This window comes from Rathayibacter sp. VKM Ac-2929 (genome assembly GCF_022815495.1).
In the GTDB taxonomy this organism is placed as follows: Bacteria; Actinomycetota; Actinomycetes; order Actinomycetales; family Microbacteriaceae; genus Rathayibacter; species Rathayibacter festucae.
On sequence record NZ_JALGRV010000002.1, the window covers coordinates 177,339 to 202,268 of the forward strand.

Below are 24,930 nucleotides of genomic sequence, written 5' to 3' on the forward strand. Positions count from 1 at the left end.
TGTGGAGGAGACGACCGAGGGCCGGCGCCGGAAACGTCGGGCTCGCGATTCGAGGTCCGGCTCGTCGATCCGCCGTCTCCGGGCATGCCGAAGGAGTTTCCGCGTGCCGGAGGTGGGATGGGCTGACGTTCGGCTCGTGATTCCGGGTCGGGGTCGTCGATTCGACGGGTTTCAACGTGTCGGAGTTGTTTCCGCGTGCCGGAGGTGGCGCGGGGATGTTCGGCTCGTGATTCCGGGTCGGGCTCGCTGATCGGCCGGATTCGGGCGTGCCGGACCTGCTTCCACGTGCCGGAGGGGCACCGCGAGCACCGGGAACGACGAACGGCCCGCCGGATCCGAGGATCACGACGGGCCGAACGGGGAGGAAGCGTCAGGCGCGGCCGCGGATGACGGCTTGCTTCACCTCGGCGATCGCCTGGGTGATCTGGATGCCGCGGGGGCAGGCCTCGGTGCAGTTGAAGGTCGTGCGGCAGCGCCAGACGCCCTCCTTGTCGTTGAGGATGTCCAAGCGGGCTCCACCGGCGTCGTCGCGCGAGTCGAAGATGAAGCGGTGCGCGTTCACGATCGCGGCCGGGCCGAAGTACTGGCCGTCCGTCCAGAACACGGGGCAGGACGACGTGCACGCGGCGCAGAGGATGCACTTGGTGGTGTCGTCGAAGCGGGCGCGGTCGGCGACCGACTGCACGCGCTCCTTGCCCTTGGTCGGCGGGGTGTTCGCGATCAGGAACGGCTGCACCTCGCGGTAGGAGGCGAAGAACGGCTCCATGTCCACGACGAGGTCCTTCTCGAGGGGCAGGCCCTTGATCGCCTCGATGTAGATCGGCTGCGAGATGTCGAGGTCCTTGATCAGCGTCTTGCAGGCCAGGCGGTTGCGGCCGTTGATCCGCATCGCGTCGGAGCCGCAGATGCCGTGCGCACAGGAGCGGCGGAAGGTCAGCGAGCCGTCCTGGTCCCACTTGATCCGGTGCAGCGCGTCGAGGACGCGGTCGGTCGAGAACATCTCGACGTCGAAGTCCTGCCAGCGCGGCTCGGTGTCCTGCTCCGGGTCGAAGCGGCGGATGATGAACGTGACGGTGAACGCCTCCGGGGCCGCGGGTGCGGCGGGGGGCTGCTCGAGAGTGGCGGACGACACGACTAGTACTTCCTCTCCATCGGCTGGTACCGGGTGATCACGACGGGCTTCCAATCGAGGCGGATGTGGTCGCCCGCGTCGGAGGAGTGGGCGTCACCGGAGAGGTACGCCATCGTGTGCTGCATGTAGTTCTCGTCGTCGCGCTTGGGGAAGTCGTCGCGCATGTGACCGCCGCGGCTCTCCTTGCGGTTCCGAGCGGAGTAGACGACGACCTCGGCGAGGTCGAGGAGGAAGCCGAGCTCGACGGCCTCCAGGAGATCGGTGTTGAAGCGCTTGCCCTTGTCCTGCACCGAGATGTTGCGGAACCGGTCGCGCAGGCGCTGGATGGTGCCGGTGACCTGCTCGAGCGACTCGTCGGTGCGGAACACCTGGGCGTTCTTGTCCATCTCGTCCTGCAGCTCCTTGCGGATCGAGGCGATCCGCTCGGTGCCGGTGGCGCCGCGGAGCGAGGCGAGCATGTCGCGGATCGCGCCGGCGGGGTTCTCGGGCAGGGGAGTGAAGTCGACGGTCTGCGAGTAGTCCGCGGCGTTGTTGCCGCTGCGCTTCCCGAAGACGTTGATGTCGAGCAGCGAGTTGGTGCCGAGGCGGTTCGAGCCGTGCACCGAGACGCAGGCGCACTCGCCGGCGGCGTAGAGGCCGGGGACGACGGTGGTGTTGTCCGAGAGGACCTCGGCCTTGACGTTGGTCGGGATGCCGCCCATCGCGTAGTGCGCGGTCGGCATGACCGGCACCGGCTCGACGACCGGGTCGACGCCCAGGTAGGTGCGGGCGAACTCGGTGATGTCCGGGAGCTTCGTCTCGAGCACCTCGGCGCCGAGGTGGGTGCAGTCCAGCAGCACGTAGTCCTTGTGCGGGCCGGCGCCGCGGCCCTCCGCCACCTCCTGGACCATGCAGCGGGCGACGATGTCGCGCGGCGCGAGGTCCTTGATGGTGGGGGCGTAGCGCTCCATGAAGCGCTCGCCCGAGGCGTTGCGGAGGATCGCTCCCTCTCCTCGCGCTCCCTCGGTCAGGAGGATGCCGAGCCCGGCGAGGCCGGTCGGGTGGAACTGGAAGAACTCCATGTCCTCGAGGGGGAGGCCCTTGCGCCAGATGATGCCGACGCCGTCGCCCGTGAGGGTGTGCGCGTTCGACGTCGTCTTGTAGATCTTGCCGAAGCCGCCGGTGGCGAAGATGATCGCCTTCGCCTGGAAGACGTGCAGCTCGCCGGTCGCCAGCTCGTAGGCGACGACGCCCGACGGCTTGTTGACGCCGTCGACCTCGGTCATCACCAGGTCGAGCACGTAGAACTCGTTGTAGAAGTTGATGCCCAGGCGGACGCAGTTCTGGAACAGCGTCTGCAGGATCATGTGGCCGGTGCGGTCCGCCGCGTAGCAGGCCCGGCGCACGGGCGCCTTGCCGTGGTCGCGGGTGTGGCCGCCGAAGCGGCGCTGGTCGATCTTGCCGTCCTCGGTGCGGTTGAACGGGAGGCCCATGTTCTCGAGGTCGATGACCGCGTCGATGGCCTCCTTCGCGAGGATCTCCGCCGCGTCCTGGTCGACGAGGTAGTCGCCGCCCTTGACCGTGTCGAAGGTGTGCCACTCCCAGCTGTCCTCCTCGACGTTCGCGAGGGCGGCGGCCATGCCGCCCTGCGCCGCACCGGTGTGCGAGCGCGTCGGGTACAGCTTGGAGATGACGGCGGTCTTCGCCTTGGGCCCTGCCTCGATCGCGGCGCGCATGCCCGCTCCGCCGGCTCCCACGATCACCACGTCGAACTGGTGGTAGTGGACGCCGTCGGCGCCGAGGGTCTGGGTGAAGGCGCTCTGATCAGCGCCGCCGCTGTGGACGTGGCCTGGTGTGCTCACTGGGTGACTGCTCCGTTGAACGGGGTGGAAGGGCGGGAGTGGGGGAGGGGCGCTCCCGGGGGCGTGACGGTGCCGCGCGGACGCACCGCGCGGCACCGGGCGCCTAGGCGGCGCAGAAGGAGGGCAGCAGGCTCGGGTCCCCGCCGGTGGGGCAGGGGTTGAAGCCGAAGACGACGTAGGTGCCGAGCGCGATCAGCGCGACGACCGAGACGACGATGCCGCCCTTGAAGACGCGGGCCAGCAGCGGCGAGGTCGCGTAGTCGTTGACCAGCGTGCGCATGCCGTTGCCGCCGTGGATGAGCGCGAGCCAGAGCATCGCGACGTCCCACCACTGCCAGAACGGGTTGGCGAGCTTGCCGCCGACGAAGCCGAAGTCGATGGCCTTGATGCCGTCGCCGAGCAGCAGGTTGAAGATCAGGTGCCCGAAGATCAGGACGATCAGCACGACGCCGGAGGCGCGCATGTAGATCCAGCCCCACTTCTCCCAGTTGGTGCCGGAGGAGCGGGTCGGGACGTGCGGAGTCCGCGGTGCGGCGACGGTGCTCAATGGGCACCTCCCTCGCTGAAGACGTTGATGAGGTGGCGGGGTGCGAAGCCGAGCATCAGCACGACCCACAGGCCGATGACGACCCAGAAGAGCAGGCGCTGGTGGCGAGTGGCCCAGCTCCAGAAGTCGACCAGGATGATGCGCAGGCCGTTCATGGCGTGGAACGCGATCGCGGCCACGAGGCCGGTCTCGCCGAGGCCCATGATCGGGTTCTTGTACTGGGCGATGACCGCGTTGTACGCCTCGGGGCTCACGGCGATGAGGGCCGTGTCGAGGACGTGCACGAGGAGGAAGAAGAAGATGGCGACACCGGTGATCCGGTGCAGCACCCACGACCACATGCCTTCGCGACCGCGGTAGAGGGTTCCGGCCGGACGGCGGATCTTCCCCTGCTTCCGGGGTGCGAGGGTTTGAGCAGCTGAAACTGACACGAACAACCCTCCCTGGTTGACTGCTCCGTCGGCCTGACCGGACCCGCGACTCGAGGACGCGGGCGGGGCGGAGGAGCGGCGAGAACACTCGCTCGACGATTCTAAGCGCCGGGCCCGATCGCCGCGGCTTAGGCGAGCCTTAGCTGCCGCGGGCCATCGACACGGGCGCGCCGACCGTCGCGTAGTGCGCGAGGAGCTCGTCCGTGAGCGCGCTCCAGGTGCGGTGCAGCACGCGGCGGCGGCCCGCTTCGCCGAGCCGGGAGCGGAGCTGCGGGTCGCCCAGGAGCCGCTCGACCTGCCGGCGGAGATCGGAGTCGCTCTCCGGCGCGTAGAGCAGTCCGTCGACCCCGTGCTCGATCAGATCGGTCGGGCCGCCGGCGTGCGGGGCGACGACGGCGGTGCCCGAGGCCTGCGCCTCCTGCACGGTCTGGCCGAAGGTCTCCTCGGTGCCGGTGTGCACGAAGACGTCCAGCGCGGCGAAGACCGCGGGCAGGCGCTCCCCGTCGAGTCGCCCGAGCATCCGCGCCGAGGAGCCGAGAGCCGCCGCGACCCGAGAGGAGGAGGGTCCGTAGCCGCCGACGACCAGGTCCGCGCCCGGAAGAAAGGAGAGGGACGCCAGGCGCTCGACCCGCTTCTCGGGGGAGAGGCGGCCGATGTAGCCGACGAGCGCGTCGCCGGCGGCGACCGGCGCCCGCACCTCGGCGGCGTAGGAGGAGGAGCGCATCCGCGGGTGGAAGCGGTCGCTCTGCACGCCGCGCCCCCAGAGCGCGGTGCGCTCGATCCCGGCGGCGGCGAGGTCGTCGAGCGCACTGGTCGAGGGGGCGAGGGTGAGGTCCGCGCCCGCGTGGATCTGGCGGATCACCCGCCAGGCCAGGGCCCGGGCGCCGCGGATGCCGTAGCGGGCGGCGAAGCGCGCGACGTCGGTCTGGTAGATCGCGACGCTGGGCACCCCGAGCCGGTTCGCGGACGCGATGGCGCGCGCCCCCAGAAGGAAGGGCGAGGCGACGTGCACGACGTCGGGTTCGAAGTCGGCGAGCTCGCGGGTGAGCGCGAGCGTCGGGATCCCGACGGGGAAGTCGCGGTAGGCGATCGCCGGGTGCTCGACGACGCGGTGGCCGGCGTAGTGCCCGGGCGCCCCCGCGGCAGGGCAGACGACGAGGGCCTCGATCCCGCGCGCCGCGAACTCGTCGAGGACCCGGAGGACGCTCGTGGTGACACCGTTCAACGACGGGAGGAAGCTCTCCGTGACGACCGCGACTCTCACCCTCCGGACGGTACGGGCGCCGTGTGAACGCGGGAGCGCGCCCGGGTGAACGGACGGACACGTCCGGGCGCCCTTGTATCCTGCGGACATGACATCACCTGAGACCGATGGCCGCGCCCCGCTCGACCGCTTCTACAGCGTGATCCCGGCAGGCGGGATCGGCTCGAGGCTGTGGCCGCTCTCCCGGGCCGACGCCCCCAAGTTCCTGCACGACCTCACCGGCTCGGGCCAGACCCTGCTCCGCGACACCTGGGACCGCCTCGCGCCGATCTCGGGCGCCGACCGCATCATGGTCGTCACCGGCCGTGCGCACCGCGCCGCCGTGGAGCGCCAGCTCGAGAGCCTCGAGGACCTCAACGTCGTCCTCGAGAGCGAGCCGCGCGACTCCTCCGCCGCGATCGGCCTCGCCGCCGCGATCCTCGAGCGCCGCGAGCCCGGCGTGATCATCGGCTCGTTCGCGGCCGACCATGTGATCAGCGGTCAGCACCTCTTCCACGACGCGGTGGCCGAGGCGGTCGTCGCCGCCGACGCCGGCTTCATCGCGACGATCGGCATCACGCCGACCGAGCCGGCGGTGGGCTTCGGCTACATCCGCACCGGCGACCACCTCGGCATCGAGGGCGCCGCGCACACGCTCGCCGTCGACTCCTTCGTCGAGAAGCCCGACGCCGACACCGCCCGCACCTACGTGCAGAGCGGTCAGTACCTCTGGAACGCCGGCATGTTCATCGCCCGCGCCGACCGCCTGCTCGAGGAGCTCGGCCGCTCGAAGCCGAAGCTGCTCGCCGGCCTGCTCGAGCTCGCCGAGGCGTGGGACACCCCGGAGCGCGGCGCGGTCGTCGACCGCATCTGGCCGGGCCTGGAGAAGATCGCGATCGACTACTCGGTCGCCGAGCCGGCCGCCGCGGAGGGCAAGCTCGCCGTCGTCCCCGGCCACTTCTCCTGGGACGACGTCGGCGACTTCGCCTCCATCGCGAAGCTGCACGCGAGCGGCCTGCGCTCCGACCTGGCCATCCTCGGCGAGGACGCCCGCGTCCTGGCCGACTCCGCCACCGGCATCGTGGTCAGCGGCGGCAACCGCACCATCGCGCTGATCGGCGTGAAGGACATCGTCGTCGTCGACACCCCCGACGCCCTCCTCGTCACCACCACGGAGAACGCCCAGAAGGTGAAGGGCGTCGTCGACGCCCTCCGCCTCTCGGGCCGCACCGACGTCCTCTAGTCGATCGTCCCGAGATCCGTCGTCCTGGAACAGGTGGATCTCGACACGCGCGCTCCGCGCACTCCTCGATCAGCATGCCCGTGGGACCGCGCGCGCTGAGGGCGCGCGCCGTGAGCAGCTGGCAATGCCCCTGGCTGGACATGTGCCCCTCCGCGGCGCGGGCCTCCCGGACTCCCTCGCCCGCAGGGTCGAGGGCCGCGAGCCGGAATCGCGTGCCAGCGATTCCGGCCAGCCCGACGCGACACGCTCTGCAGAACGCACCACCTCGATGGGCCGACCGCAGGGGAGGAGCCGCTCGCGGCTCCTCCCCAAGATCAACACTGTGTAACGCTTCCCGAGTTGGCCCTCCGCGGCGGCTGAGCGTTCCGACACCTTGGGTAACGTGAGGTCATCGATGCCCTGCAGTGCCGATCGTGCGCGCGGGGCCGAATCTTGGAGGACGAATCTTGACTATCACCACGCGTAAGGCCGCGTTCGGCGGTCTCGCCGCTCTGGGCGTCACCGCGCTTCTCGCCGGTTGCGCCTCCGCCCCCGAGGAGAGCGGCTCGAGCGCCGCCGCCGGTGGCGACTTCCTGCCCTGCATGGTCTCCGACGCGGGCGGGTTCGACGACAAGTCGTTCAACGAGCTGGGCTACAACGGCCTGGTCGCGGCGTCCGAGGACCTCGGCGTCACCCCGAAGACCGTCACCTCGGAGTCCGAGACGGACTACGCGCCCAACCTGACGAGCCTCGTCGACCAGGGCTGCAACCTGATCATCACCGTCGGCTTCGCCCTCGCCGAGGCCACCTCGGCCGCGGCGGAGGAGAACACCGACATCGACTTCGCCATCATCGACGACGCGTCGATCGACCTGCCGAACGTCAAGCCGATCACCTTCGACACCTCGCAGTCGGCGTTCCTCGCCGGCTACGCGGCGGCGTCGTACTCCAAGACGGGCGTCGTGGGCACCTACGGCGGCCAGCAGTTCCCGACCGTCACCATCTTCATGGACGGCTTCGCGGACGGCGTGGCGTACCACAACGAGCAGAAGGGCACCGACGTCAAGGTCGTCGGCTGGGACGTCGCCGCGCAGACCGGCTCCTTCACCGGAGGCTTCGCTGCCGGTGTCGAGGCCAAGTCGGCCGCGCAGTCCCTGATCGACCAGAACGCCGACGTCATCCTCCCGGTCGGCGGCCCGATCTTCCAGTCGGCCATCGAGGCCATCCGCGACTCCGGCAAGGAGATCGCCATGGTGGGTGTCGACGCCGACCTGTACGAGACCTACCCCGACGGCGGCGACCTGTACCTGACCTCGATCCTCAAGGGCATCGAGGCCGGCACGACCGACGTCACCTCCACCGCGGGCGCCGACGCCTTCGACGCGACCCCGTACGTGGGCACGCTCGAGAACGACGGTGTCGGCATCGCGCCGTTCCACGACTTCGAGTCGAAGGTCTCGGCCGACCTGCAGGGCGAGCTGGACACCATCAAGGAGGGCATCATCGACGGCTCGATCACCGTCGAGTCGCCGTCCGCTCCCGCCGCGTCCTGATCCCCGGATCGATCGCAGCGCACTGACGAAGAGGCCGGTGGGCCCGAGTTCTGCTCGGGCCCACCGGCCTCTCGTCGGCTGTCCCGCCGGCTCCCGCGCGCTGGCAGCCCGCGCCGAAAGTTAGATTGGACCCATGAAGCTCGAACTGCGGGGCATCACGAAGCGCTTCGGCGCTCTCGTGGCCAACGATCACATCGACCTCACCGTCGAACCCGGTGAGATCCACTGCCTCCTCGGCGAGAACGGCGCGGGCAAGTCCACGCTGATGAACGTCCTGTACGGCCTGTACCAGGCGGAGGAGGGCGACATCCTGCTGGACGACGTGGTCCAGCGCTTCTCCGGCCCCGGCGACGCCATGAAGGCGGGCATCGGGATGGTGCACCAGCACTTCATGCTCGTGCCGGTCTTCTCGGTCGCCGAGAACGTCATGCTCGGCCACGAGGAGACGAAGTCGGGCGGGCGGCTCGATCTGGCCGCCGCGCGCGCCCGCGTCCGCGACATCTCCGACCGCTTCGGCTTCGACGTCGATCCCGATGCGATCGTCGAGGACCTGCCCGTCGGCGTCCAGCAGCGGGTCGAGATCATCAAGGCGCTCTCCCGCGACGCGAAGGTCCTCGTCTTCGACGAGCCGACCGCCGTGCTGACCCCGCAGGAGACCGACGAGCTGATCGCGATCATGCGGCAGCTGCGCGCCTCCGGCACCGCGATCGTCTTCATCACGCACAAGCTGCGCGAGGTCCGCGAGGTCGGCGACCGCATCACGGTCATCCGCCTCGGCCAGGTCGTGGGGGAGGCCTCGCCGACCGCGAGCAACGCCGAGCTGGCCTCGCTGATGGTCGGCCGCGCCGTCGAGCTCACCGTCCAGAAGGAGCCGGCCCGGGCGGGCGACGAGGCCCTCGTCGTCAGCAACCTCACCGTCCGCGACGCGAACGGGCAGGCCGTCGTCGACGACGTCTCGTTCGAGGTCCGCCGCGGCGAGATCCTCGCGATCGCCGGCGTGCAGGGCAACGGCCAGACCGAGCTGACCGAGGCGATCATGGGTCTGCAGGAGCGCGTCGAGGGCACGGTGACCCTCGACGGCCGCCGGCTCGACGGCCTCTCCGTCCGCCGCGTGCTCGACGCCGGCGTCGGCTTCGTCCCCGAGGACCGCACCGAGGACGGCCTGGTCGCCGAGTTCACCATCGCCGAGAACCTGATGCTCGACCGCAGCGACAGCGGCCCCTTCGTCAAGGGCCTCGGCCTGCAGCTGAAGGCGCTGGAGACGTTCGCCGAGGAGCGCGTCCGCGAGTTCGACGTCCGCGCGCAGGGCATCACCACCCACGTCGGCCGCCTCTCCGGCGGCAACCAGCAGAAGGTCGTCCTGGCCCGCGAGCTCAGCCGTGAGCTGCGGCTGTTCATCGCCGCCCAGCCGACCCGCGGCATCGACGTCGGCTCGATCGAGTTCGTGCACAAGCGGATCGTCGAGACCCGCGACACCGGCGTGCCCGTCATCGTCGTCTCCACCGAGCTCGACGAGGTCGCGGCTCTCGCCGACCGCATCGCGGTCATGTACAAGGGCGGCATCATCGGGATCGTCCCCGCCGACACTCCCCGGGAGACCCTGGGGCTCATGATGGCCGGGCAGTCGCCCGCCGAGAAGGGTGCGGCCGCATGAGCGACGCGCAGTTGCCCGCCGTCGATCCGGACGCCGAGTCCGAGAGGGCGACCGGCCTCGAGCCGGGCCAGAAGCCGGGTCAGGAGGCGCGGCCCGGTCCGATGGAGAGCGGGGCCTCGCGCGTCCTCCGCGAGATCCTCTCCGGCACCGCGCTGATGTCGGTGCTCGCCGTGCTGCTCTCGCTGATCGCGGGCGGCGTGCTGATCGCCGCGACCGACCCCGAGGTCCAGTCGGCCTCGGGCTACTTCTTCGCCCGGCCGCTCGACACGCTGCAGGCGATCTGGCAGTCGGTCGCGGGGGCGTACTCCTCGCTCTTCCAGGGCTCGGTCTACAACTTCCGCCGCGAGGGCTTCGCGAACGGCATCAAGCCGCTCACCGACACCCTCGCCTTCGCCACGCCGCTGATCGCGGGCGGCCTCGGCGTCGCCCTCGCCTTCCGCGTCGGGCTCTTCAACATCGGCGGACGCGGCCAGATGCTGATCGCCGCCGCCTGCGCCGGCTGGGTCGGCTTCTCCTTCGACCTGCCGTTCGGCGTGCACCTGGTGATCACCCTCGCCGCGGGCGTCCTGGGCGGTGCGCTCTGGGGCGGCCTCGTCGGCCTGCTCAAGGCGCGGACCGGCGCGCACGAGGTGATCCTCACGATCATGCTCAACTACGTCGCGTTCTACTTCGTCTCCTACCTCCTGCGCACGCCGGGCGCCCTCCAGGCTCCGGGCTCGAACAACCCCAAGTCGCCCGGGATGAAGGACACCGCGGTCTTCCCCGACCTCCTCGGCTCCGGCTACTCGCTGAACCTCGGCTTCGTCGTCGCGATCCTCGCGACCGTCTTCGTCTGGTGGCTGCTCAACCGCTCGAGCATCGGCTTCAAGTTCCGCGCAGTGGGCGAGAACCCGCACGCGGCCCGGGTCGCCGGCATCGACGTCAAGAACAGCTACGTGTACGCGATGCTGCTCTCCGGCGGCCTGCTCGGCCTGGCCGGCAGCGCGCAGGTGATGGGCACCGTCACCACCGGCTTCACCTCCGGGATCGACGCGGGCATCGGCTTCGACGCGATCACCGTCGCGCTGCTGGGCCGCTCGCGGCCCTGGGGCGTGTTCTTCGCCGGCATCCTCTTCGGCGCGTTCAAGGCCGGCGGCTACTCGATGCAGGCCGCCGAGGGCGTGCCGATCGATGTGGTCCTCGTCGTGCAGTCGCTGATCGTCCTCTTCATCGCCGCGCCGCCCCTGGTGCGCGCGATCTTCCGCCTCCCGACGCCCGGGGTCGCCCCCAAGCGCCGCTCGCGCCGCACCACGGAGGTGTCCGCATGACCACCGCAGTCTCCCGTGCCCCCGGGACCGCGTCCCGGGTCGCCGTCCGCAGCTGGAAGGCCCCGATCGCGTTCGGGATCTTCTCGCTGCTGGCCGTGATCCTGTTCGTGGCCCTCGGCCGCGACGGCACCAGCTCGTTCCGCCTCGCCTCCGGTAACGACTTCTTCGCCCTGCCGGACCTGCCGTTCCCGACCCGCGCCACCGGCGTGGTCGTGGCGGTGGTCCTGGTCGGTCTGACGGCGGTCGCCGTCGCCTTCACCCGCTCGGCCCGCCGCCTCCCGCTCTGGCTCTCGGCGCTCTTCGCGCTCGTCTTCCTGGTCGGCTTCCTGGTCTGGGCGTCCGCGGGCGCCACCCTGCCGCTGCCGGGACTGCTGCTCGGCACCGTCGGACTCGCGACTCCGCTGATCTTCGGCTCGCTCGGCGGCGTCATCTCGGAGCGCGTCGGCGTGGTCAACGTCGCGATCGAGGGCCAGCTGCTCGCCGGCGCCTTCACCGCGGCGATGGTCGGCTCGCTGACCCGTCAGCCCGTGCTCGGCCTGCTCGCGGCGATGATCGCGAGCGTGCTGGTCTCGTTCGTGCTCGCCGCCTTCGCGATCAAGTACCTGGTCGACCAGGTGATCGTCGGCGTGGTCCTCAACGTCCTCGTGACGGGGCTGACGAGCTTCCTCTACTCGCAGGTGCTGACCAGCGACGCCGCCGTCTTCAACTCGCCGGTCAAGTTCGACCGGCTGCCGATCCCGGGACTCAGCCAGGTGCCGATCCTCGGCCCGGTGCTGTTCAACCAGACGATCATCGTCTACCTGATGTACTTCGCGATCTTCGCGGTGTGGTGGGGGCTCTTCAAGACGAAGTGGGGCCTGCGGCTCCGCGCGGTCGGCGAGCACCCCCAGGCCGCGGACACCGTCGGCATCAACGTCGCCAGGACGCGGTTCTGGAACGTCTCGCTGGCCGGCGCGATCGCGGGCATGGGCGGCGCGTACTACACGCTCGACGCGGTCGGCGCCTTCGGCAAGGAGATGACGGCGGGCGCGGGCTTCATCGCCCTGGCGGCGGTCATCTTCGGCCGCTGGGATCCGATCAAGGCCACCCTCGCCTCGCTGCTGTTCGGCTTCGCGACCAACCTGCAGAACGTGCTCGGCGTCATCGGCTCGCCGGTGCCGAGCGAGTTCATGCTGATGCTGCCCTACGTGGTGACGATCTTCGCGGTCGCCGGCCTGGTCGGGCAGTCGAGGGGTCCGGCCGCCGCCGGCAAGCCCTATCTCAAATCGTGAGGACGGATCCGATGACCGACATCGACTGGGACGCGCTGCGCACCGCCGCGCTCGACGCGATGGGCAAGGCCTACGTGCCGTACTCGAAGTTCCCCGTGGGCGTCGCCGCGCTGGTCGACGACGGCCGGGTGATCTCCGGCTGCAACGTCGAGAACGCCTCCTACGGCCTGACCCTCTGCGCCGAGTGCGCGCTGGTGTCGTCGCTGCACATGACGGGCGGCGGCCGGCTCGTTGCCTTCACCTGCGTCGACGGCAAGGGCGGGGTGCTGATGCCCTGCGGCCGCTGCCGTCAGCTGCTCTTCGAGCACTCCGCCGACGGGATGCTCCTGCAGACCGTGTCGGGCGTGAAGACGATCGACGAGGTCATCCCCGACGCGTTCGGTCCGCGCACCCTCGAGGCGTACGCGGCCGAGTAGTCCCGCCCCGTCGCCGTCCGCGGTGCAGCTCGTCCTCCGCGGCCGTGCCGCGCCGCCGCCTCCCGCTCCCACTCCTGAACCGAGGACCCCGCATGACCCCGTCCACCCCCGTCGAGGCGTTCGATGCCGTCGACGTCATCCGCACCAAGCGCGACCGCGGCACGCTCTCGACCGCGCAGATCGACTGGCTGATCGACGCCTACACCCGCGGCTACGTCCAGGGCGAGCAGATGGCCGCTTTCGCGATGGCCGTGCTGCTCAACGGGATGGACCGCGACGAGATCCGCGATCTGACCCTCGCGATGATCGCGAGCGGCGAGCGGATGAGCTTCGACGGCCTCGGCAAGCGGACGGTCGACAAGCACTCCACCGGCGGGGTCGGCGACAAGATCACGCTGCCGCTGATGCCGCTGGTCGCCTCCTTCGGCGTCGCGGTGCCGCAGCTCTCGGGTCGCGGCCTCGGCCACACCGGCGGCACGCTCGACAAGCTCGAGGCGATCCCCGGCTGGTGCGCGGACCTCAGCAACGAGGAGATGTTCGAGCAGCTGCGGACCGTCGGCGGCGTGATCTGCGCGGCGGGCTCCGGGCTCGCCCCGGCGGACAAGAAGCTCTACGCCCTGCGCGACATCACCGGCACCGTCGAGGCGATCCCGCTGATCGCCTCCTCGATCATGTCGAAGAAGATCGCGGAGGGGACCGACGCCCTGGTCCTCGACGTCAAGTTCGGCTCCGGCGCCTTCATGACCGACATCGAGCGCTCGCGCGAGCTGGCCCGTGCGATGGTCGATCTCGGCAACGACGCCGGCGTCCGCACCACGGCCCTGCTGACCAACATGAACGTGCCGCTCGGCCTCGCGATCGGCAATGCGAACGAGGTCCGCGAATCCGTCGAGGTGCTCGCCGGCGGCGGCCCCGCGGACGTCCGCGAGCTGACCCTCGCGCTCGCCCGCGAGATGCTGGCGCTGGCCGGGCAGCCCGACGCGGACGTCGAGGGCGCGCTCGACGGCGGCGCGGCGATGGACACCTGGCGGGCGGTCATCCGCGCCCAGGACGGCGACCCGGACGGCGCGCTGCCGACCGCCCGCGAGACGCACGTGGTTCTGGCCGAGCGTGACGGCGTCCTGGTCGAGCAGCAGGCGCTGCCCTTCGGTATCGCGGCCTGGCGCCTCGGCGCGGGGCGCGCGCGCCAGCAGGACGCGGTGCAGCACGCCGCCGGCATCGACCTGCACGCGAAGCCCGGCGACCGGGTCCGCGCCGGTCAGCCGCTCTTCACCCTGTCCGCCGACGAGCCGTCCCGCTTCTCCCGCGCGCTCGAGGCGCTGGACGGCGCGTACCGCATCGGCGACGAGGGCGACGCCGTCCTCGACGGCGGCCCGCTCGTGGCGGAGCGCATCGCCTGACCCGGACGGGGTGGCAGCGGCGAGGGGGGGGGGGGGGGGCGGCGCGGGCGGCACCGTAAGGTGGTCGGCGACCCGTCGTCCCACCGGAGGAGCACCGTGACCGACAGCACCGAGACCGGCAGCAGCCACGAGGAGTACCTCCTCCCGGGCGAGGGCATCCTCATCGACGACCTGCCCAAGGTGTCGCTGCACGACCACCTCGACGGCGGACTCCGCGCCGAGACGATCGTCGACATCGCCGCGCAGACCGGCGTCGCCCTGCCCGCCGAGGACCCCGAGGCTCTCGAGCGGTGGTTCACCAGCACGGCGGACTCCGGCTCGCTCGAGGACTACCTCGCCACCTTCGAGACCACGATCGCCGTCATGCAGACCGCCGCGTCGCTCGAGCGCGTCGCCCGCGAGTTCGTGCTCGACCTCGCCGCCGACGGAGTCGTCCACGGCGAGATCCGCTGGGCCCCCGAGCAGCACCTCCGCGCCGGTCTCACCCTCGACGCGGCCGTCGAGGCCGTGCAGGAGGGACTCGAGCAGGGCGTCCAGGAGGCGGCCGCGCACGGCTCGCGGCTCGGCGTCGGCCAGCTGATCACCGCGATGCGGCACACCGACCGCTCGCTCGAGATCGCCGAGCTGGCTCTGCGCCACCGCGAGCGCGGCGCGATCGGCTTCGACATCGCCGGCGCGGAGGCGGGCTTCCCCGCGTCGCGGCACCGCCCCGCGTTCGAGCTCCTCGCCGCCGCGCACTTCCCGACGACCGTGCACGCGGGCGAGGCGGACGGCCTCGACAGCATCCGCTCGGCGCTCCTGGACGGCCGGGCACTGCGCCTCGGCCACGGCGTCCGGCTCGCGGAGGACATCCGCGTCGAGCGCCAGGACGACGACGCCAGCTACGTCACGCTCGGCGAGCTCGCCGAGTGGGTGAAGGACCGGCGGATCGCGCTCGAGCTCAGCCCCTCCTCGAACCTGCAGACCGGAGCGATCGCCGCGTGGGGCACCGAGCTCGCCGATCACCCGTTCGACCTGCTCTACCAGCTCGGCTTCCGCGTCACCGTCAACACCGACAACCGCCTGATGAGCGGCACCACGCTCAGCCGCGAGCTCGCGCTGCTCTCGGACGCGTTCGGCTACGACCTCGACGATCTCGAGGCGTTCCAGGTCAACGCGGCCGAGGCCAGCTTCCTGCCGCTGGACGAGCGCCGCGAGCTGATCGAGACCATCAGTGCCGGCTTCGAGGCGGCCTGAGCATGCCCCTCGACCCGCTCTCCGACGCCGCGGTGGCACTGCGCCACCCCGCCTCCAGCTGGCGCGAGGCGGTCATGGAGGCGGGCCGCGCCCTCGAGCGCAGCGGCGCCGTCGACCCGGCCTACTCCCGCCGGATGGTCGAGCAGGTCGACGTGCTCGGGCCCTACATCGTGATCGCCCCCGGCCTCGCCCTCGCGCACGCCCGCCCCGGCAACGACGTGCTCGCGGACGGGATCTCGGTGGTCACCCTCGCCGACCCCGTCGCCTTCGGCCACAGCACCAACGACCCGGTCTCGGTCGTCATCGGCATCGCCGCCACCCAGGCGCACGGCCACGTCGGCTTCGTCTCCGGCCTCGCCGACGTCCTCAGCAAGCCGGACGCGGTCGCGGCCCTCGCCGCCGCCCGCACCGTCCGCAGCATCAACGCCGTCCTCACCGACGACACCCCGCACCACGGAAGAAGCGCATGAAGATCGTCACCCTCTGCGGCGCCGGAATCGGCACCTCCGCCATCCTCAAGCTCGGCGCCGAGCGCGCCCTCGAGGCCCTCGACCTCGAGGCCGAGGTCGTCGCCTCCGACCTCGCCTCCGTCGACGCCCTCGCCGCCGACGCGCAGGTCATCCTCACTTCCAGCGAGCTGACCGGCAGGATCGGCAAGACCTTCGCCGAGGTCGTCGTCATCGACAACTACCTCGACCAGACCGAGATCACGGCGAAGATCGAGCGCGCACTCGGCTGATCCGCCGGAGGCGGATCAGTTGCGTCGTTTTCTGAGCCGCTCCCTGCGCGGCTCATCGCGGTCGGCTTGTCGACGTGGTGCGTCCCGTAGAGCGGGTTGCGTCGCGCTGTCGAGAATCGCTTGGCACGCGATTCTCGATCGCGCGCTCTGCCTTGAGGGTGCTCGCTCCTGGTGGGTGCGAGGGTGGTCCGAGTCGCGAGATGCCACTTGGGTGCGCGACACGCCGGGGGAAGCGTGCGCAAGTGGCATCTCGCGGAGGGGGCGGCGGGTCAGGGGGCCAGCAGGGTGAGGGTGCGGGTGAGGAGGGCTCGGGCGCGGGCGGGGGAGAGGCGGGTCGGCTGCTCGGCGGCGCGGGCGACGGCGATGCCGTCGAGGACGGCGAGGAGGAGCGCAGCGTCGTCGGGGCCGAGCGGCGCCGTGGGGTGCGCGGCGCGCAGCAGCTCCAGGACGACGTCCTCCGTGCGCGACCAGCCGGCGGTGTGCAGGGCGCGGATCTCCGGGTCGGTGCCGGCGCGTGAGGCGAACACCCCTGCTGATCGGCGTCCTCAGCCTGGCGATGTTCCTGCTCGGCGCCCAGCTGCTGCGAGCCGGCCTCTTCGCGGAGGAGGGGCGACTGCTGCGGCAGCGGCTGATGGTCCTCGGTGCGGTCGCCGCTCCGGTCGATCTGGCGCTCGGACTCACCGGGAGCGCGGCCGGTCTGCTGGCCGAGCGCTACCTCGTCGCTCCGCTGGTGGCACTCGGGCTGCTCGCCCTCCTCGCCGAGCTCGGCCTGCGCCGGGGCAGCGACGGCGGGCTCGCGCGTCGCGCTCGCGAGGTCGGCCGGGTCGCTCTGAGCGCCTATCTCCTGCAGACCCTGCTCGGGGGCGCTCTGTTCTACGGCTGGGGTCTCGGGCTCGCGGTCTCCGCAGCCCCGTGGCGGGTGCCGGTGACGATCGGCGTCTTCGTCCTGATCGCGGCGATCGTCGTGCTCGCCGCGCATCTCTGGCTCCGCCGCTTCGATGTCGGCCCGGTCGAGTGGCTCTGGAGGCGCGGCGAGCAGCTGGGGAGTCGTCCCTCCCGATGACGACGTGGTGCGCCAGGTCCCGCGCCAGGACGGCGGGGTCGGGACAGCCGTGCGATTCTCCGACGTGGCTCCGTCTCCGAGCCTCTTCATAGAATCGAGAGGACTGAAGTGCGCACTCGCATCCGCTGCACGATCGCCGGGCTCACCACCCTCGGGCTCCTGGCGGGAGGTGCTGTTCTGGGGGCGGGACCCGCCCTCGCTCAGACCGCGTCCCCCGTCACGTCGACGGCCACCGCCACCTCCACTGCCGCACCCGAGTGGAGCGCGACCGCGACGTACACGGGCGGGCAGCAGGTGACCCGCCAGGGGAAGCTCTACACCGCCGGCTGGTGGACCAGCGGCGCGGACCCGCTGCTGGTCTCGGGGGCCGTCGGGACCGGCAAGGTCTGGCAGCCCGCCGCGGGCGTGACCGTGCCGACGGTCGCTCCGACCCCCGCCGCCGCGCCGGCGCCGACCGCCGCTCCCGCACCGACCCGCGCTCCTGCGCCCGTCACCGTCTCGGCGCCGTCCGTGAACTCCGCGCCGGTCGCCCCCGCGACGAACCCCTTCCCGGGTGTCGCGGAGTGGAGCGCGACGGCGACCTACACCGGCGGCCAGCAGGTCGTGCGCGGCGGGAAGCTCTACACCGCCGGCTGGTGGACCAGCGGTGCGGACCCCCGCGAGGACTCTGGACCGATCGGCTCCGGCAGGGTCTGGCAGCCGGCCGCCGCGGTGACTCCGGCACTGGCACCGACTCCCGCGGTCACTCCGACGCCGGCGAGCACCACGACCCCGTCGCCCGCGCCCGCTCCGACCACCGATCCCGGGAAGACCCCGAGACCTTCGGCGGCGCCCGCGACCGGAACGTCCCCCGCCGTCCTGCGCTCCGGCTACAAGGACATCACCATCAACATGGACTGGAACACCCACCAGCTGCGGACGGTGCTCGACGGGAAGATCGTTTCGCTCGCGGGGCCGGACTCCTGGGCGAGCCGGACCGGCAGCAGCGCGGTCACGCTCGCCTTCGCCTCCGGCACCGGGGACGCCCCGAGCTGGGCGGGCGTCACGGCGGACGAGTTCCGCAGCTCGATCGACCAGCTCGTCGCCGCGGATGTGGACTACGTGCTCGCCACCGGAGGAGCCTCGGCGGTGTTCACCGCGAACGCCGCGCAGCTCGACTCGTTCATCAGCCGCTACGCCTCGAAGAACCTGATCGGCATCGACTTCGACATCGAACGGGGGCAGACTCCCGCGCAGATCCGCGAGCTCGCCGACGCCGCGGCCGTGGCCGAGGTGAAGTATCCGGACCTCCGCTTCCAGTTCACCCTTCCCACCTCGGCGGCCTCGGACGGGTCGAAGACGAGCCTGAACGACGTCGGAGTCCCCACCGTCGAGGCGATCAAGGCCTCCGGCGTGCAGCACTACACCGTGAATCTGATGGCCATGGACTACGGGTCGGCCACTGCCGCGAACGCGGTCATCGACTCGAAGACCGGCAGGACCGACATGGGAGCGTCCGCGATCCAGGCCGCCCGGAACGTCCACGAGAAGTACGGCATCCCGTACTCGAAGCTCGAGCTGACCGCCATGATCGGCGTCAACGACGTGACCGAGGAGGTCACCTCCGTCGAGGACTTCGAGGAGATCGCCGCCTTCGTGAAGACGCAGGGCCTCGCCGGACTGCACCACTGGTCCGTCGACCGGGACACGCCCTCCACGGTGGGCGTGGTGTCTCCGCTGGGCTCCGGGACGGCCATCCCGTCGGGGGCGTTCGCCGCGGTCGTCAACCGCGCCGGCTGACCCCCGCCCGTTCGCTGCGCCGCCCCGCCGACCCGCGGGGCGGCGCAGCGGCGCGCCCCGGATCCGGCCCTCGACGTCGATGTCGCTCGCCCTTCTCTGCATCCGCCCTCTCCGCCCGCCCCCTTCCCAGGAGCCGACCACCCATGTCCTCGATCCCGTCCGACCCCTCCTCGCCCGGCCTCCGGCACGCCTCCCGACATCCGCGTCCGCTGCCCCGCCGACTCCTGTCCGTCCTCGCGACGGCCGTCGCCGTCGTCCTCGGGCTCGCCCTGTCGACGGTCGCGGCGGCGTTCGCGCTCACCGCGTCCCTGCCCTTCGCGATCGTCGTGTGGGTGGTCCTGTCCCTGCTTCTCGTCTTCCTGCTGGTCTCGGCCGTGCAGCGCCTGCTCCCGCGACGGCCTCGGCCGGTCCGCCGGTCGGTGCGCCTGCGCACTCCGGTCGTCGTCGCGGTCGTCGCGACCGCCGCCGTCGGCGCACTCGCCGGCGGGACCGTCCTCGCGCCGATCGGCGGGTCGTCCGCAGGCTCCAGCCCGGTCGCCCCGCAGTACTGGGACCTCTCCACCGGTTCGCACCTCGCCTACTGGAAGACCGCGGCGACCACTCCCGGCGGATCCGACGTCCCGATCGTCTACCTCCACGGCGGCCCCGGTGCGTTCGTCACCCCCGCGGACCTCGACTCCCTGCCCACCCTCGCCGAGACCGGCCACGACGTCTACCTGTTCGACCAGGCCGGTGCCGGCTACTCCGCTGATCTCCCGCTGCGCGACTACAGCTTTGAGCGGTCGCTCGCCGACATCGACGCCGTCCGCGAGCGGACCGGCGCGGACCGCGTGATCCTCGTCGGTCACTCCGCGGGCGGCTTCCTCGCGGCCGCCTACGCCGCTGAGCACCCCGAGCACGTCGAGAAGGCGGTCCTCATCGCCGCCGGAACCTATGACCCGTCCGAGGAGGGGCGACGCGCGTCCGACGAAGCGCGGGCGGCGGCCGATGCCCGCATGAGCGAGGACCCGAACGCCGAGCAGTCGGCCCCTCTTCCGCTCGGCACTCAGCTGCGCCTGACCGCCGGCCTGGCGCTCCTGCGGACCGTCGGCCCCGACGCCGCCGTGAACCTGCTTTCTCAGGACGACGGCAGACGGGCGACGGCGACGCTGACGGGCCAGCCCAGCGGTCTCAACATCTTCTCGAACACGCTGCTGAACGCCGACTTCGAAGCCCACTGGGAGACGACGCTCGCCGGGCTCGGCGCGGTGCAGGTGCCCACGCTGCTCGTCCGACAGCAGTACGACCACGTCGACTGGCGCGGCCAGCACGCGCTCGCCCGGGCGATCCCCGGTGCTCAGACGGTCTACATCGCGGGCGCCGACCACGATCCGTGGGCCGCGGCGTTCGAGCGGACACGCGCCGCCGTGTCCGACTTCCTCCTGGACCGGGCGCAGCCGATCTACACCGGCGACGCCGACCCGGGGCTGGCGGACGCTCCCGATCGCGGCTGACCGCCGCTCAGCGCAGGAGCTCGGCGGCTCCCGTCCGGAGGGCGTCGAGGCGGGCGGCGACCGCGCCGCGGCGGGCGTCGGTGTCCGCCTCGTGCGACCACGCGTCGAGGTAGAGCTTCACCTTGGGCTCGGTGCCGCTCGGCCGGGCGATCAGGCGGGCGCCGTCGAGGGTGAACCGCAGCGCATCCGTCGGCGGCAGCGCTCCGCCCGCCGCGAGCAGGTCCTCCGTGCGCTGCACGGCGAGGCCGCCGATCGCGGCGGGCGGCGCGCTGCGCAGCCCCGCCATGATCCGGCCGATCTCCGAGAGGTCGGTCACCCGGAGCGAGATCTGCTCCGAGCCGAACAGGCCGAAGCGCTCGGCGAAGGCGTCGAGCTCGTCGGCGATCGTGCGGCCCTCCGCGGCGAGCGAGGAGGCGAGATCGAGGAAGGCGAGCGCCGCCGAGATCCCGTCCTTGTCGCGGACCGTCTCCGGGTTCACGAGGTAGCCGAGAGCCTCCTCGTAGCCGAAGACGAGGTCCGGGACGCGGGAGATCCACTTGAAGCCGGTCAGCGTCTCCGCGAACTCCAGACCGTAGTCGCGGGCGACCGCGCCGAGCGCGGGGGAGGAGACGATCGAGCAGGCCAGCGCGCCGCCCTCCCGTCCCGCGGCGCGGGCGCGCTCGGCGGCGCGCCAGCCGAGCAGCGCGCCCACCTCGTTGCCGGAGAGGCGGCGGAAGCCGTCCTCGAGCGACGCGTCCGGGATCGCCGCGGCGAAGCGGTCGGCGTCGGGATCGTTGGCGACGATCAGCTGAGCACGGCCCGAGCGGGCCGTCGAGAAGGCGAGGTCGAGCGCGCCGGCCTCCTCGGGGTTGGGAAAGGCCACGGTCGGGAACGCGGGATCGGGATCGATCTGCTCGACGACCACGGCCGGCTCGTCGAAGTCGGCGGCCGAGAGGACCCGGTGCGCCGTCTCCCAGCCCACGCCGTGCATCGCCGTGTAGACGACGCGGAGCGGCGCCGACTGGCGGCCGACCGCCGCCGTCGCGGCGATGTAGGCGTCGACGACCGACTCGTCGGCGACGCGGTACTCGCCCCGGGGCAGCTCGGTGACGCGGCGCTCGGTCGCGACCGCGAGGATCCGCTCGGCGATCGCGGAGTCGACCGGCGGCACGATCTGCGAGCCGTCGTCGTCGCCGCCGAGGTAGACCTTGTAGCCGTTGTCCTGCGGCGGGTTGTGGCTCGCCGTCACCATCACTCCGGCGTCGGCGCCGAGGTGGCGGACGGCGAAGGCGAGCACGGGAGTCGGCAGCAGGCGGGGGAGCAGCACGGCGTCGGCACCCGCGCCGGCCATCAGGGCGGCCGAGTCCTCGGCGAAGACGCGGGAGTTCCTCCGCCCGTCGTAGCCGATGACGATCAGCGGGCGCTCGAGGCCCTGCGCGCGCAGATGGTCGGCGAGGCCGACGGCCGCCTGCGAGACGAGGACGCGGTTCATCCGGTTCGACCCGGCCGCGATCGCCCCGCGGAGCCCGGCGGTGCCGAAGGCGAGGCGCTCGCGGAAGCGGTCCGCCAGCTCGGCCGCGGAGGCGGGGTCACCGGCGGCGTCGGCCGACAGCAGGTCGACGAGCTCCTGCCGCGTCTCCGGGTCGGGGTCCTGGGCGAGCCAGTCCTCGGCGCGCGCGCGGACGTCCGCCGTCACAGTGCGCCCGTGATCCCGGCGAGGAGGCGGGCGAGGTCGTCCTCGGCGTTCCGCCCGGCCTCGAGGACCTCCTCGTGGCTCAGCGGCGTCTTCTGGATGCCCGCCGCCAGGTTCGTGATCAGCGACATGCCCAGCACCTCCATGCCCGCCTCGCGCGCCGCGATCGCCTCGAGGGCGGTCGACATGCCGACGATGTGGCCGCCGATGATCCGGGCCATCTGCACCTCGGCCGGGCTCTCGTAGTGCGGGCCGCGGAACTGCACGTAGACGCCGTCGTCGAGGTCGGCGCGGGTCTCGCGGGCCAGCGCGCGCAGGCGGGCCGAGTAGAGGTCGGTGAGGTCGACGAAGGTCGCGCCCTCGAGCGGGGAGTCCGCGGTGAGGTTGATGTGGTCGCTGATCAGGACCGGGGTGCCGGGCGTCCAGTGCTCCTTGATGCCGCCCGCGCCGTTGGTCAGGATCATCACCGAGGCGCCGGTCGCCGCGGCGACCCGGACGCTGTGCGCGACCCGGCGCACGCCGTACCCCTCGTAGTAGTGGGTGCGGGCGCCGATGATCAGCGCGCGCTTGCCGGTCGGCAGCAGCACCGAGCGGAGGCTGCCGCCGTGGCCGTGCACGGCCGACTTCGTGAAGCCGACGATGTCGGTCGCCGGGACCACGGCCGTCGTCTCGCCGATCGCGTCGGCGGCCTTGCCCCAGCCGCTGCCGAGCGTGAGGGCGATGTCGTGCTTCTCGACGCCGGTCGCCTCGATGATCTGGGCGGCGGCCTCGGCGGCGATCGCGAAGGGATCGGCGTCGGCGGAGTCGAGCGGATTGGGGGTCTGGTCAGCCATTCCCCCACCCTATCCACGCACGACGCGGGGGCGGGCGAGGCCCGCGGACCCTCCCGGATCCGCGTCGATTGGGCGAACTCCCAGCACGGGAGGACAATGGGAGGCATGCCTTACGAGTTCGAGCGCACGCAGCGGATCGCCGTCCTCGGAGGGGGACCCGGCGGCTACGAGGCCGCCCTCGCCGGAGCCCAGCTCGGCGCCGAGGTCACCCTCGTCGAGCGGGTCGGAGTGGGCGGCTCGGCCGTCATCACCGACGTCGTGCCCTCGAAGTCGCTGATCGCGACCGCCGAGGCCACAAATGCGATCGGCGAGGCCGCCGACCTCGGCGTGCAGTTCTTCACCCGCCACGAGCAGACCAACAAGCCGGTCCGCCCCGAGGTCGCGGTCAACCTCGCCACGGTCAACAAGCGCCTCCTCGGGCTCGCCCGCCAGCAGTCCGAGGACATGCGCGCGAACCTCGTGCACCACGGCGTGCGCATCGTGCAGGGCGACGGACGCCTCGACGGCTCGAACGCGCTGATCGTCGCGACCGCCCCCGGCGACGAGGGCATGGACTTCGACCGGATCGAGGCGGACACCATCGTCGTGTCCGTCGGCGCCAGCCCGCGCATCCTGCCGTCCGCCGCGCCCGACGGCGAGCGGATCATGAGCTGGACCCAGCTCTACAACCTCAAGACGGTGCCCGAGCACCTGATCGTGGTCGGCTCCGGCGTCACCGGCGCCGAGTTCGCCTCCGCCTACCGCGCCCTCGGCGCCAAGGTCACGCTGATCTCCTCCCGCGACCAGGTCCTCCCCGGCGAGGACGCCGACGCCGCCGCCGTGATCGAGAACGTCTTCAAGCGCAACGGCATGGTCGTGCTGTCCAAGTCGCGCGCCGACCGCGTCGAGCGCACCGAGACCGGTGTCCGCGCCGTGCTGTCCGACGGCCGCGTCGTCGAGGGCTCGCACTGCCTGATGGCCGTCGGCTCGATCCCGAACACCGCCGGCATCGGCCTCGAGGAGGCGGGCGTCCAGCTCACCGAGTCGGGCCACATCCGCGTGAACCGCGTCGCGCGCACCAGCGTCCCCTCGATCTACGCGGCCGGCGACTGCACCACGTTCCTGCCGCTCGCCTCCGTCGCCGCCATGCAGGGCCGCACCGGCGTCTTCCACGCCATGGGCGACGCGGTGAACCCCACCGAGGTGCGCAACGTCGCGGCGAACATCTTCACCCAGCCCGAGATCGCGACCGTCGGCTGGAGCCAGAAGGAGATCGAGGAGGGCCTCGCCCAGGGCGAGATCTACAAGCTCCCGCTCGCCGCCAACCCGCGGGCCAAGATGATGGGCATCCGCGACGGCTTCGTGAAGGTCTTCGCCCGCACCGGCTCCGGCACCGTCATCGGCGGCGTCATCGTCGCCCCCAAGGCCAGCGAGCTGATCTTCCCCCTCGCTCTCGCCGTCGAGCACCGCCTCACCGTCGACCAGGTCGCCCGCGCCTTCACCGTCTACCCCAGCCTCACCGGCTCCATCTCGGAGGCGGCGCGCGCCATGCACATCGTTGGCTGAAAGCCGACGATGTGCTCGCCATCCTCTGAGCCGCTCCTCGCGCGGCTCAGCGCAGTCGGCTTCGCGACGTGGTGCGTCCCGCAGAGCGTGCCGCGTCGCGCTGCCTCGAATCGCTGGCACGCGATTCTCGCTCACGCGCTCTGCCCTGCGGGTGAACGGCTCCGGCGGGTGCCCGCCCCATGCTGATCGAGTAGCGCGCGGAGCGCGCGTATCGAGATCCGGCTCCGCCCGGCGCAGTATCAGCTGTGGCGCGGAGTCATCGCTGGTGGGCGACGAGGGCGGCTCCTGGCTGATGGTGTGCGCCTGGAGCTGCACCGCTGGTCGAGGGACGGTCTCGATACGCCGCTGCGCGGCTACTCGACCAGCATGGAGGAGCCCAGGTCGACCACGAGCAGCTTCAGGCAGAGCGCGTGAGCGAGAAACGCGTGTCAGCGTTTCGAGGCAGCGCGACGCGACCCGTTCCGCGGAACGCACCACGTGAACGGGCCGACTGCGCTGAGCCGCGCGGGGAGCGGCTCAGTGATGAGCACAGCCGGAGCGCGTGAGCGAGAAA

The 24,930-nt window shown here is 71.8% G+C and carries 22 protein-coding genes; 14 read left to right on the forward strand and 8 right to left on the reverse strand.

What is annotated here, in order from left to right:
* Positions 1-370: 370 nt before the first annotated feature.
* From MT355_RS05485 to MT355_RS05505, 5 genes are all read right to left on the reverse strand, one after another.
* Complete coding sequence (locus MT355_RS05485; protein WP_123445284.1) at positions 371-1,132, reverse strand: succinate dehydrogenase iron-sulfur subunit; 762 nt, start codon at positions 1,130-1,132, stop codon at positions 371-373.
* A gap of 2 nt (positions 1,133-1,134) precedes the next feature.
* Positions 1,135-2,877, reverse strand: coding sequence for a succinate dehydrogenase flavoprotein subunit (gene sdhA / locus MT355_RS05490; RefSeq protein WP_243582900.1), 1,743 nt, complete (start codon positions 2,875-2,877; stop codon positions 1,135-1,137).
* A gap of 199 nt (positions 2,878-3,076) precedes the next feature.
* Positions 3,077-3,520 (reverse strand): succinate dehydrogenase hydrophobic membrane anchor subunit, encoded by a 444-nt coding sequence (locus MT355_RS05495; RefSeq protein ID WP_123702562.1) that lies wholly within the window; start codon positions 3,518-3,520, stop codon positions 3,077-3,079.
* Positions 3,517-3,951, reverse strand: coding sequence for a succinate dehydrogenase, cytochrome b556 subunit (gene sdhC, locus MT355_RS05500; RefSeq protein WP_132435881.1), 435 nt, complete (start codon positions 3,949-3,951; stop codon positions 3,517-3,519). The genes MT355_RS05495 and sdhC overlap by 4 nt, the downstream gene beginning before the upstream one ends.
* Before the next feature lie 139 nt (positions 3,952-4,090).
* A complete protein-coding gene (locus tag MT355_RS05505) occupies positions 4,091-5,215 on the reverse strand; it encodes a glycosyltransferase family 1 protein (protein WP_243598822.1) in 1,125 nt (374 codons plus the stop codon).
* An 88-nt stretch (positions 5,216-5,303) separates the two neighbouring features.
* On the opposite strand from MT355_RS05505, the gene MT355_RS05510 reads away from it, so the two are divergent.
* From MT355_RS05510 to MT355_RS05555, 10 genes are all read left to right on the forward strand, one after another.
* The gene (locus MT355_RS05510; protein ID WP_243598823.1) at positions 5,304-6,437 is read left to right on the forward strand and encodes a mannose-1-phosphate guanylyltransferase; all 1,134 of its coding nucleotides are present in this window, start codon (positions 5,304-5,306) and stop codon (positions 6,435-6,437) included.
* 446 nt (positions 6,438-6,883) lie between these two features.
* Positions 6,884-7,969 carry a BMP family protein gene (locus MT355_RS05515; RefSeq protein ID WP_123445290.1) on the forward strand — a complete coding sequence of 362 codons (1,086 nt, stop codon included), beginning with the start codon at positions 6,884-6,886 and terminating at the stop codon, positions 7,967-7,969.
* A 133-nt stretch (positions 7,970-8,102) separates the two neighbouring features.
* Positions 8,103-9,623 (forward strand): ABC transporter ATP-binding protein, encoded by a 1,521-nt coding sequence (locus MT355_RS05520; RefSeq protein WP_123445291.1) that lies wholly within the window; start codon positions 8,103-8,105, stop codon positions 9,621-9,623.
* Positions 9,620-10,930 (forward strand): ABC transporter permease, encoded by a 1,311-nt coding sequence (locus tag MT355_RS05525; protein WP_243598824.1) that lies wholly within the window; start codon positions 9,620-9,622, stop codon positions 10,928-10,930. Before MT355_RS05520 ends, MT355_RS05525 begins: the two co-directional genes overlap by 4 nt.
* Positions 10,927-12,201, forward strand: a complete 1,275-nt coding sequence (locus MT355_RS05530; RefSeq protein ID WP_123735200.1) for an ABC transporter permease — start codon at positions 10,927-10,929, stop codon at positions 12,199-12,201. Before MT355_RS05525 ends, MT355_RS05530 begins: the two co-directional genes overlap by 4 nt.
* An 11-nt stretch (positions 12,202-12,212) precedes the next feature.
* Positions 12,213-12,617, forward strand: a complete 405-nt coding sequence (locus tag MT355_RS05535) for a cytidine deaminase (protein ID WP_123445294.1) — start codon at positions 12,213-12,215, stop codon at positions 12,615-12,617.
* Between the two features lie 92 nt (positions 12,618-12,709).
* Entirely contained in the window at positions 12,710-14,017 is a 1,308-nt protein-coding gene (locus MT355_RS05540) for a thymidine phosphorylase (RefSeq protein ID WP_243598825.1), read from the forward strand.
* 96 nt (positions 14,018-14,113) lie between these two features.
* Positions 14,114-15,253: an adenosine deaminase gene (locus MT355_RS05545; protein ID WP_374204640.1), complete on the forward strand. Its 1,140-nt coding sequence runs from the start codon at positions 14,114-14,116 to the stop codon at positions 15,251-15,253.
* Between the two features lie 2 nt (positions 15,254-15,255).
* Positions 15,256-15,723, forward strand: coding sequence for a PTS sugar transporter subunit IIA (locus MT355_RS05550; protein WP_243598826.1), 468 nt, complete (start codon positions 15,256-15,258; stop codon positions 15,721-15,723).
* Positions 15,720-15,992, forward strand: a complete 273-nt coding sequence (locus tag MT355_RS05555) for a PTS sugar transporter subunit IIB (protein ID WP_243598827.1) — start codon at positions 15,720-15,722, stop codon at positions 15,990-15,992. The genes MT355_RS05550 and MT355_RS05555 overlap by 4 nt, the downstream gene beginning before the upstream one ends.
* A 269-nt stretch (positions 15,993-16,261) precedes the next feature.
* Here the strand turns inward: MT355_RS05555 and MT355_RS05560 are convergent, their stop codons facing one another.
* The gene (locus MT355_RS05560; RefSeq protein ID WP_243598828.1) at positions 16,262-16,519 is read right to left on the reverse strand and encodes a TetR family transcriptional regulator C-terminal domain-containing protein; all 258 of its coding nucleotides are present in this window, start codon (positions 16,517-16,519) and stop codon (positions 16,262-16,264) included.
* Between MT355_RS05560 and MT355_RS05565 the strand changes: the two genes are divergently transcribed.
* The 3 genes from MT355_RS05565 (at position 16,507) to MT355_RS05575 (ending at position 20,327) form a co-directional block, all read left to right on the forward strand.
* Positions 16,507-17,055, forward strand: a complete 549-nt coding sequence (locus MT355_RS05565) for a DUF418 domain-containing protein (RefSeq protein WP_243598829.1) — start codon at positions 16,507-16,509, stop codon at positions 17,053-17,055. The genes MT355_RS05560 and MT355_RS05565 overlap by 13 nt on opposite strands.
* Before the next feature lie 108 nt (positions 17,056-17,163).
* Positions 17,164-18,834 (forward strand): carbohydrate-binding protein, encoded by a 1,671-nt coding sequence (locus MT355_RS05570; protein WP_243598830.1) that lies wholly within the window; start codon positions 17,164-17,166, stop codon positions 18,832-18,834.
* A gap of 143 nt (positions 18,835-18,977) precedes the next feature.
* Positions 18,978-20,327 carry an alpha/beta hydrolase gene (locus MT355_RS05575; RefSeq protein WP_243598831.1) on the forward strand — a complete coding sequence of 450 codons (1,350 nt, stop codon included), beginning with the start codon at positions 18,978-18,980 and terminating at the stop codon, positions 20,325-20,327.
* Between the two features lie 7 nt (positions 20,328-20,334).
* Here MT355_RS05575 and MT355_RS05580 read toward each other — a convergent pair whose 3' ends face one another.
* Both MT355_RS05580 and MT355_RS05585 read right to left on the reverse strand, forming a co-directional pair.
* Entirely contained in the window at positions 20,335-22,002 is a 1,668-nt protein-coding gene (locus tag MT355_RS05580; RefSeq protein WP_243598832.1) for a phospho-sugar mutase, read from the reverse strand.
* Positions 21,999-22,832: a purine-nucleoside phosphorylase gene (locus tag MT355_RS05585; protein WP_123735208.1), complete on the reverse strand. Its 834-nt coding sequence runs from the start codon at positions 22,830-22,832 to the stop codon at positions 21,999-22,001. Before MT355_RS05585 ends, MT355_RS05580 begins: the two co-directional genes overlap by 4 nt.
* Positions 22,833-22,937: 105 nt before the next feature.
* On the opposite strand from MT355_RS05585, the gene MT355_RS05590 reads away from it, so the two are divergent.
* Positions 22,938-24,377: an NAD(P)H-quinone dehydrogenase gene (locus MT355_RS05590; protein WP_127886072.1), complete on the forward strand. Its 1,440-nt coding sequence runs from the start codon at positions 22,938-22,940 to the stop codon at positions 24,375-24,377.
* The last annotated feature ends 553 nt before the right edge of the window (positions 24,378-24,930 follow it).

Bases quoted from the DNA above. Each gene is read 5' to 3' on its own strand.
- MT355_RS05510 (WP_243598823.1), top strand. From the start codon at position 5,304: ATGACATCACCTGAGACCGATGGCCGCGCCCCGCTCGACCGCTTCTAC.
- MT355_RS05520 (WP_123445291.1), top strand. From the start codon at position 8,103: ATGAAGCTCGAACTGCGGGGCATCACGAAGCGCTTCGGCGCTCTCGTG.
- MT355_RS05525 (WP_243598824.1), top strand. From the start codon at position 9,620: ATGAGCGACGCGCAGTTGCCCGCCGTCGATCCGGACGCCGAGTCCGAG.
- MT355_RS05530 (WP_123735200.1), top strand. From the start codon at position 10,927: ATGACCACCGCAGTCTCCCGTGCCCCCGGGACCGCGTCCCGGGTCGCC.
- MT355_RS05535 (WP_123445294.1), top strand. From the start codon at position 12,213: ATGACCGACATCGACTGGGACGCGCTGCGCACCGCCGCGCTCGACGCG.
- MT355_RS05540 (WP_243598825.1), top strand. From the start codon at position 12,710: ATGACCCCGTCCACCCCCGTCGAGGCGTTCGATGCCGTCGACGTCATC.
- MT355_RS05550 (WP_243598826.1), top strand. From the start codon at position 15,256: ATGCCCCTCGACCCGCTCTCCGACGCCGCGGTGGCACTGCGCCACCCC.
- MT355_RS05555 (WP_243598827.1), top strand. From the start codon at position 15,720: ATGAAGATCGTCACCCTCTGCGGCGCCGGAATCGGCACCTCCGCCATC.
- MT355_RS05575 (WP_243598831.1), top strand. From the start codon at position 18,978: ATGTCCTCGATCCCGTCCGACCCCTCCTCGCCCGGCCTCCGGCACGCC.
- MT355_RS05585 (WP_123735208.1), bottom strand. From the start codon at position 22,832: ATGGCTGACCAGACCCCCAATCCGCTCGACTCCGCCGACGCCGATCCC.
- MT355_RS05590 (WP_127886072.1), top strand. From the start codon at position 22,938: ATGCCTTACGAGTTCGAGCGCACGCAGCGGATCGCCGTCCTCGGAGGG.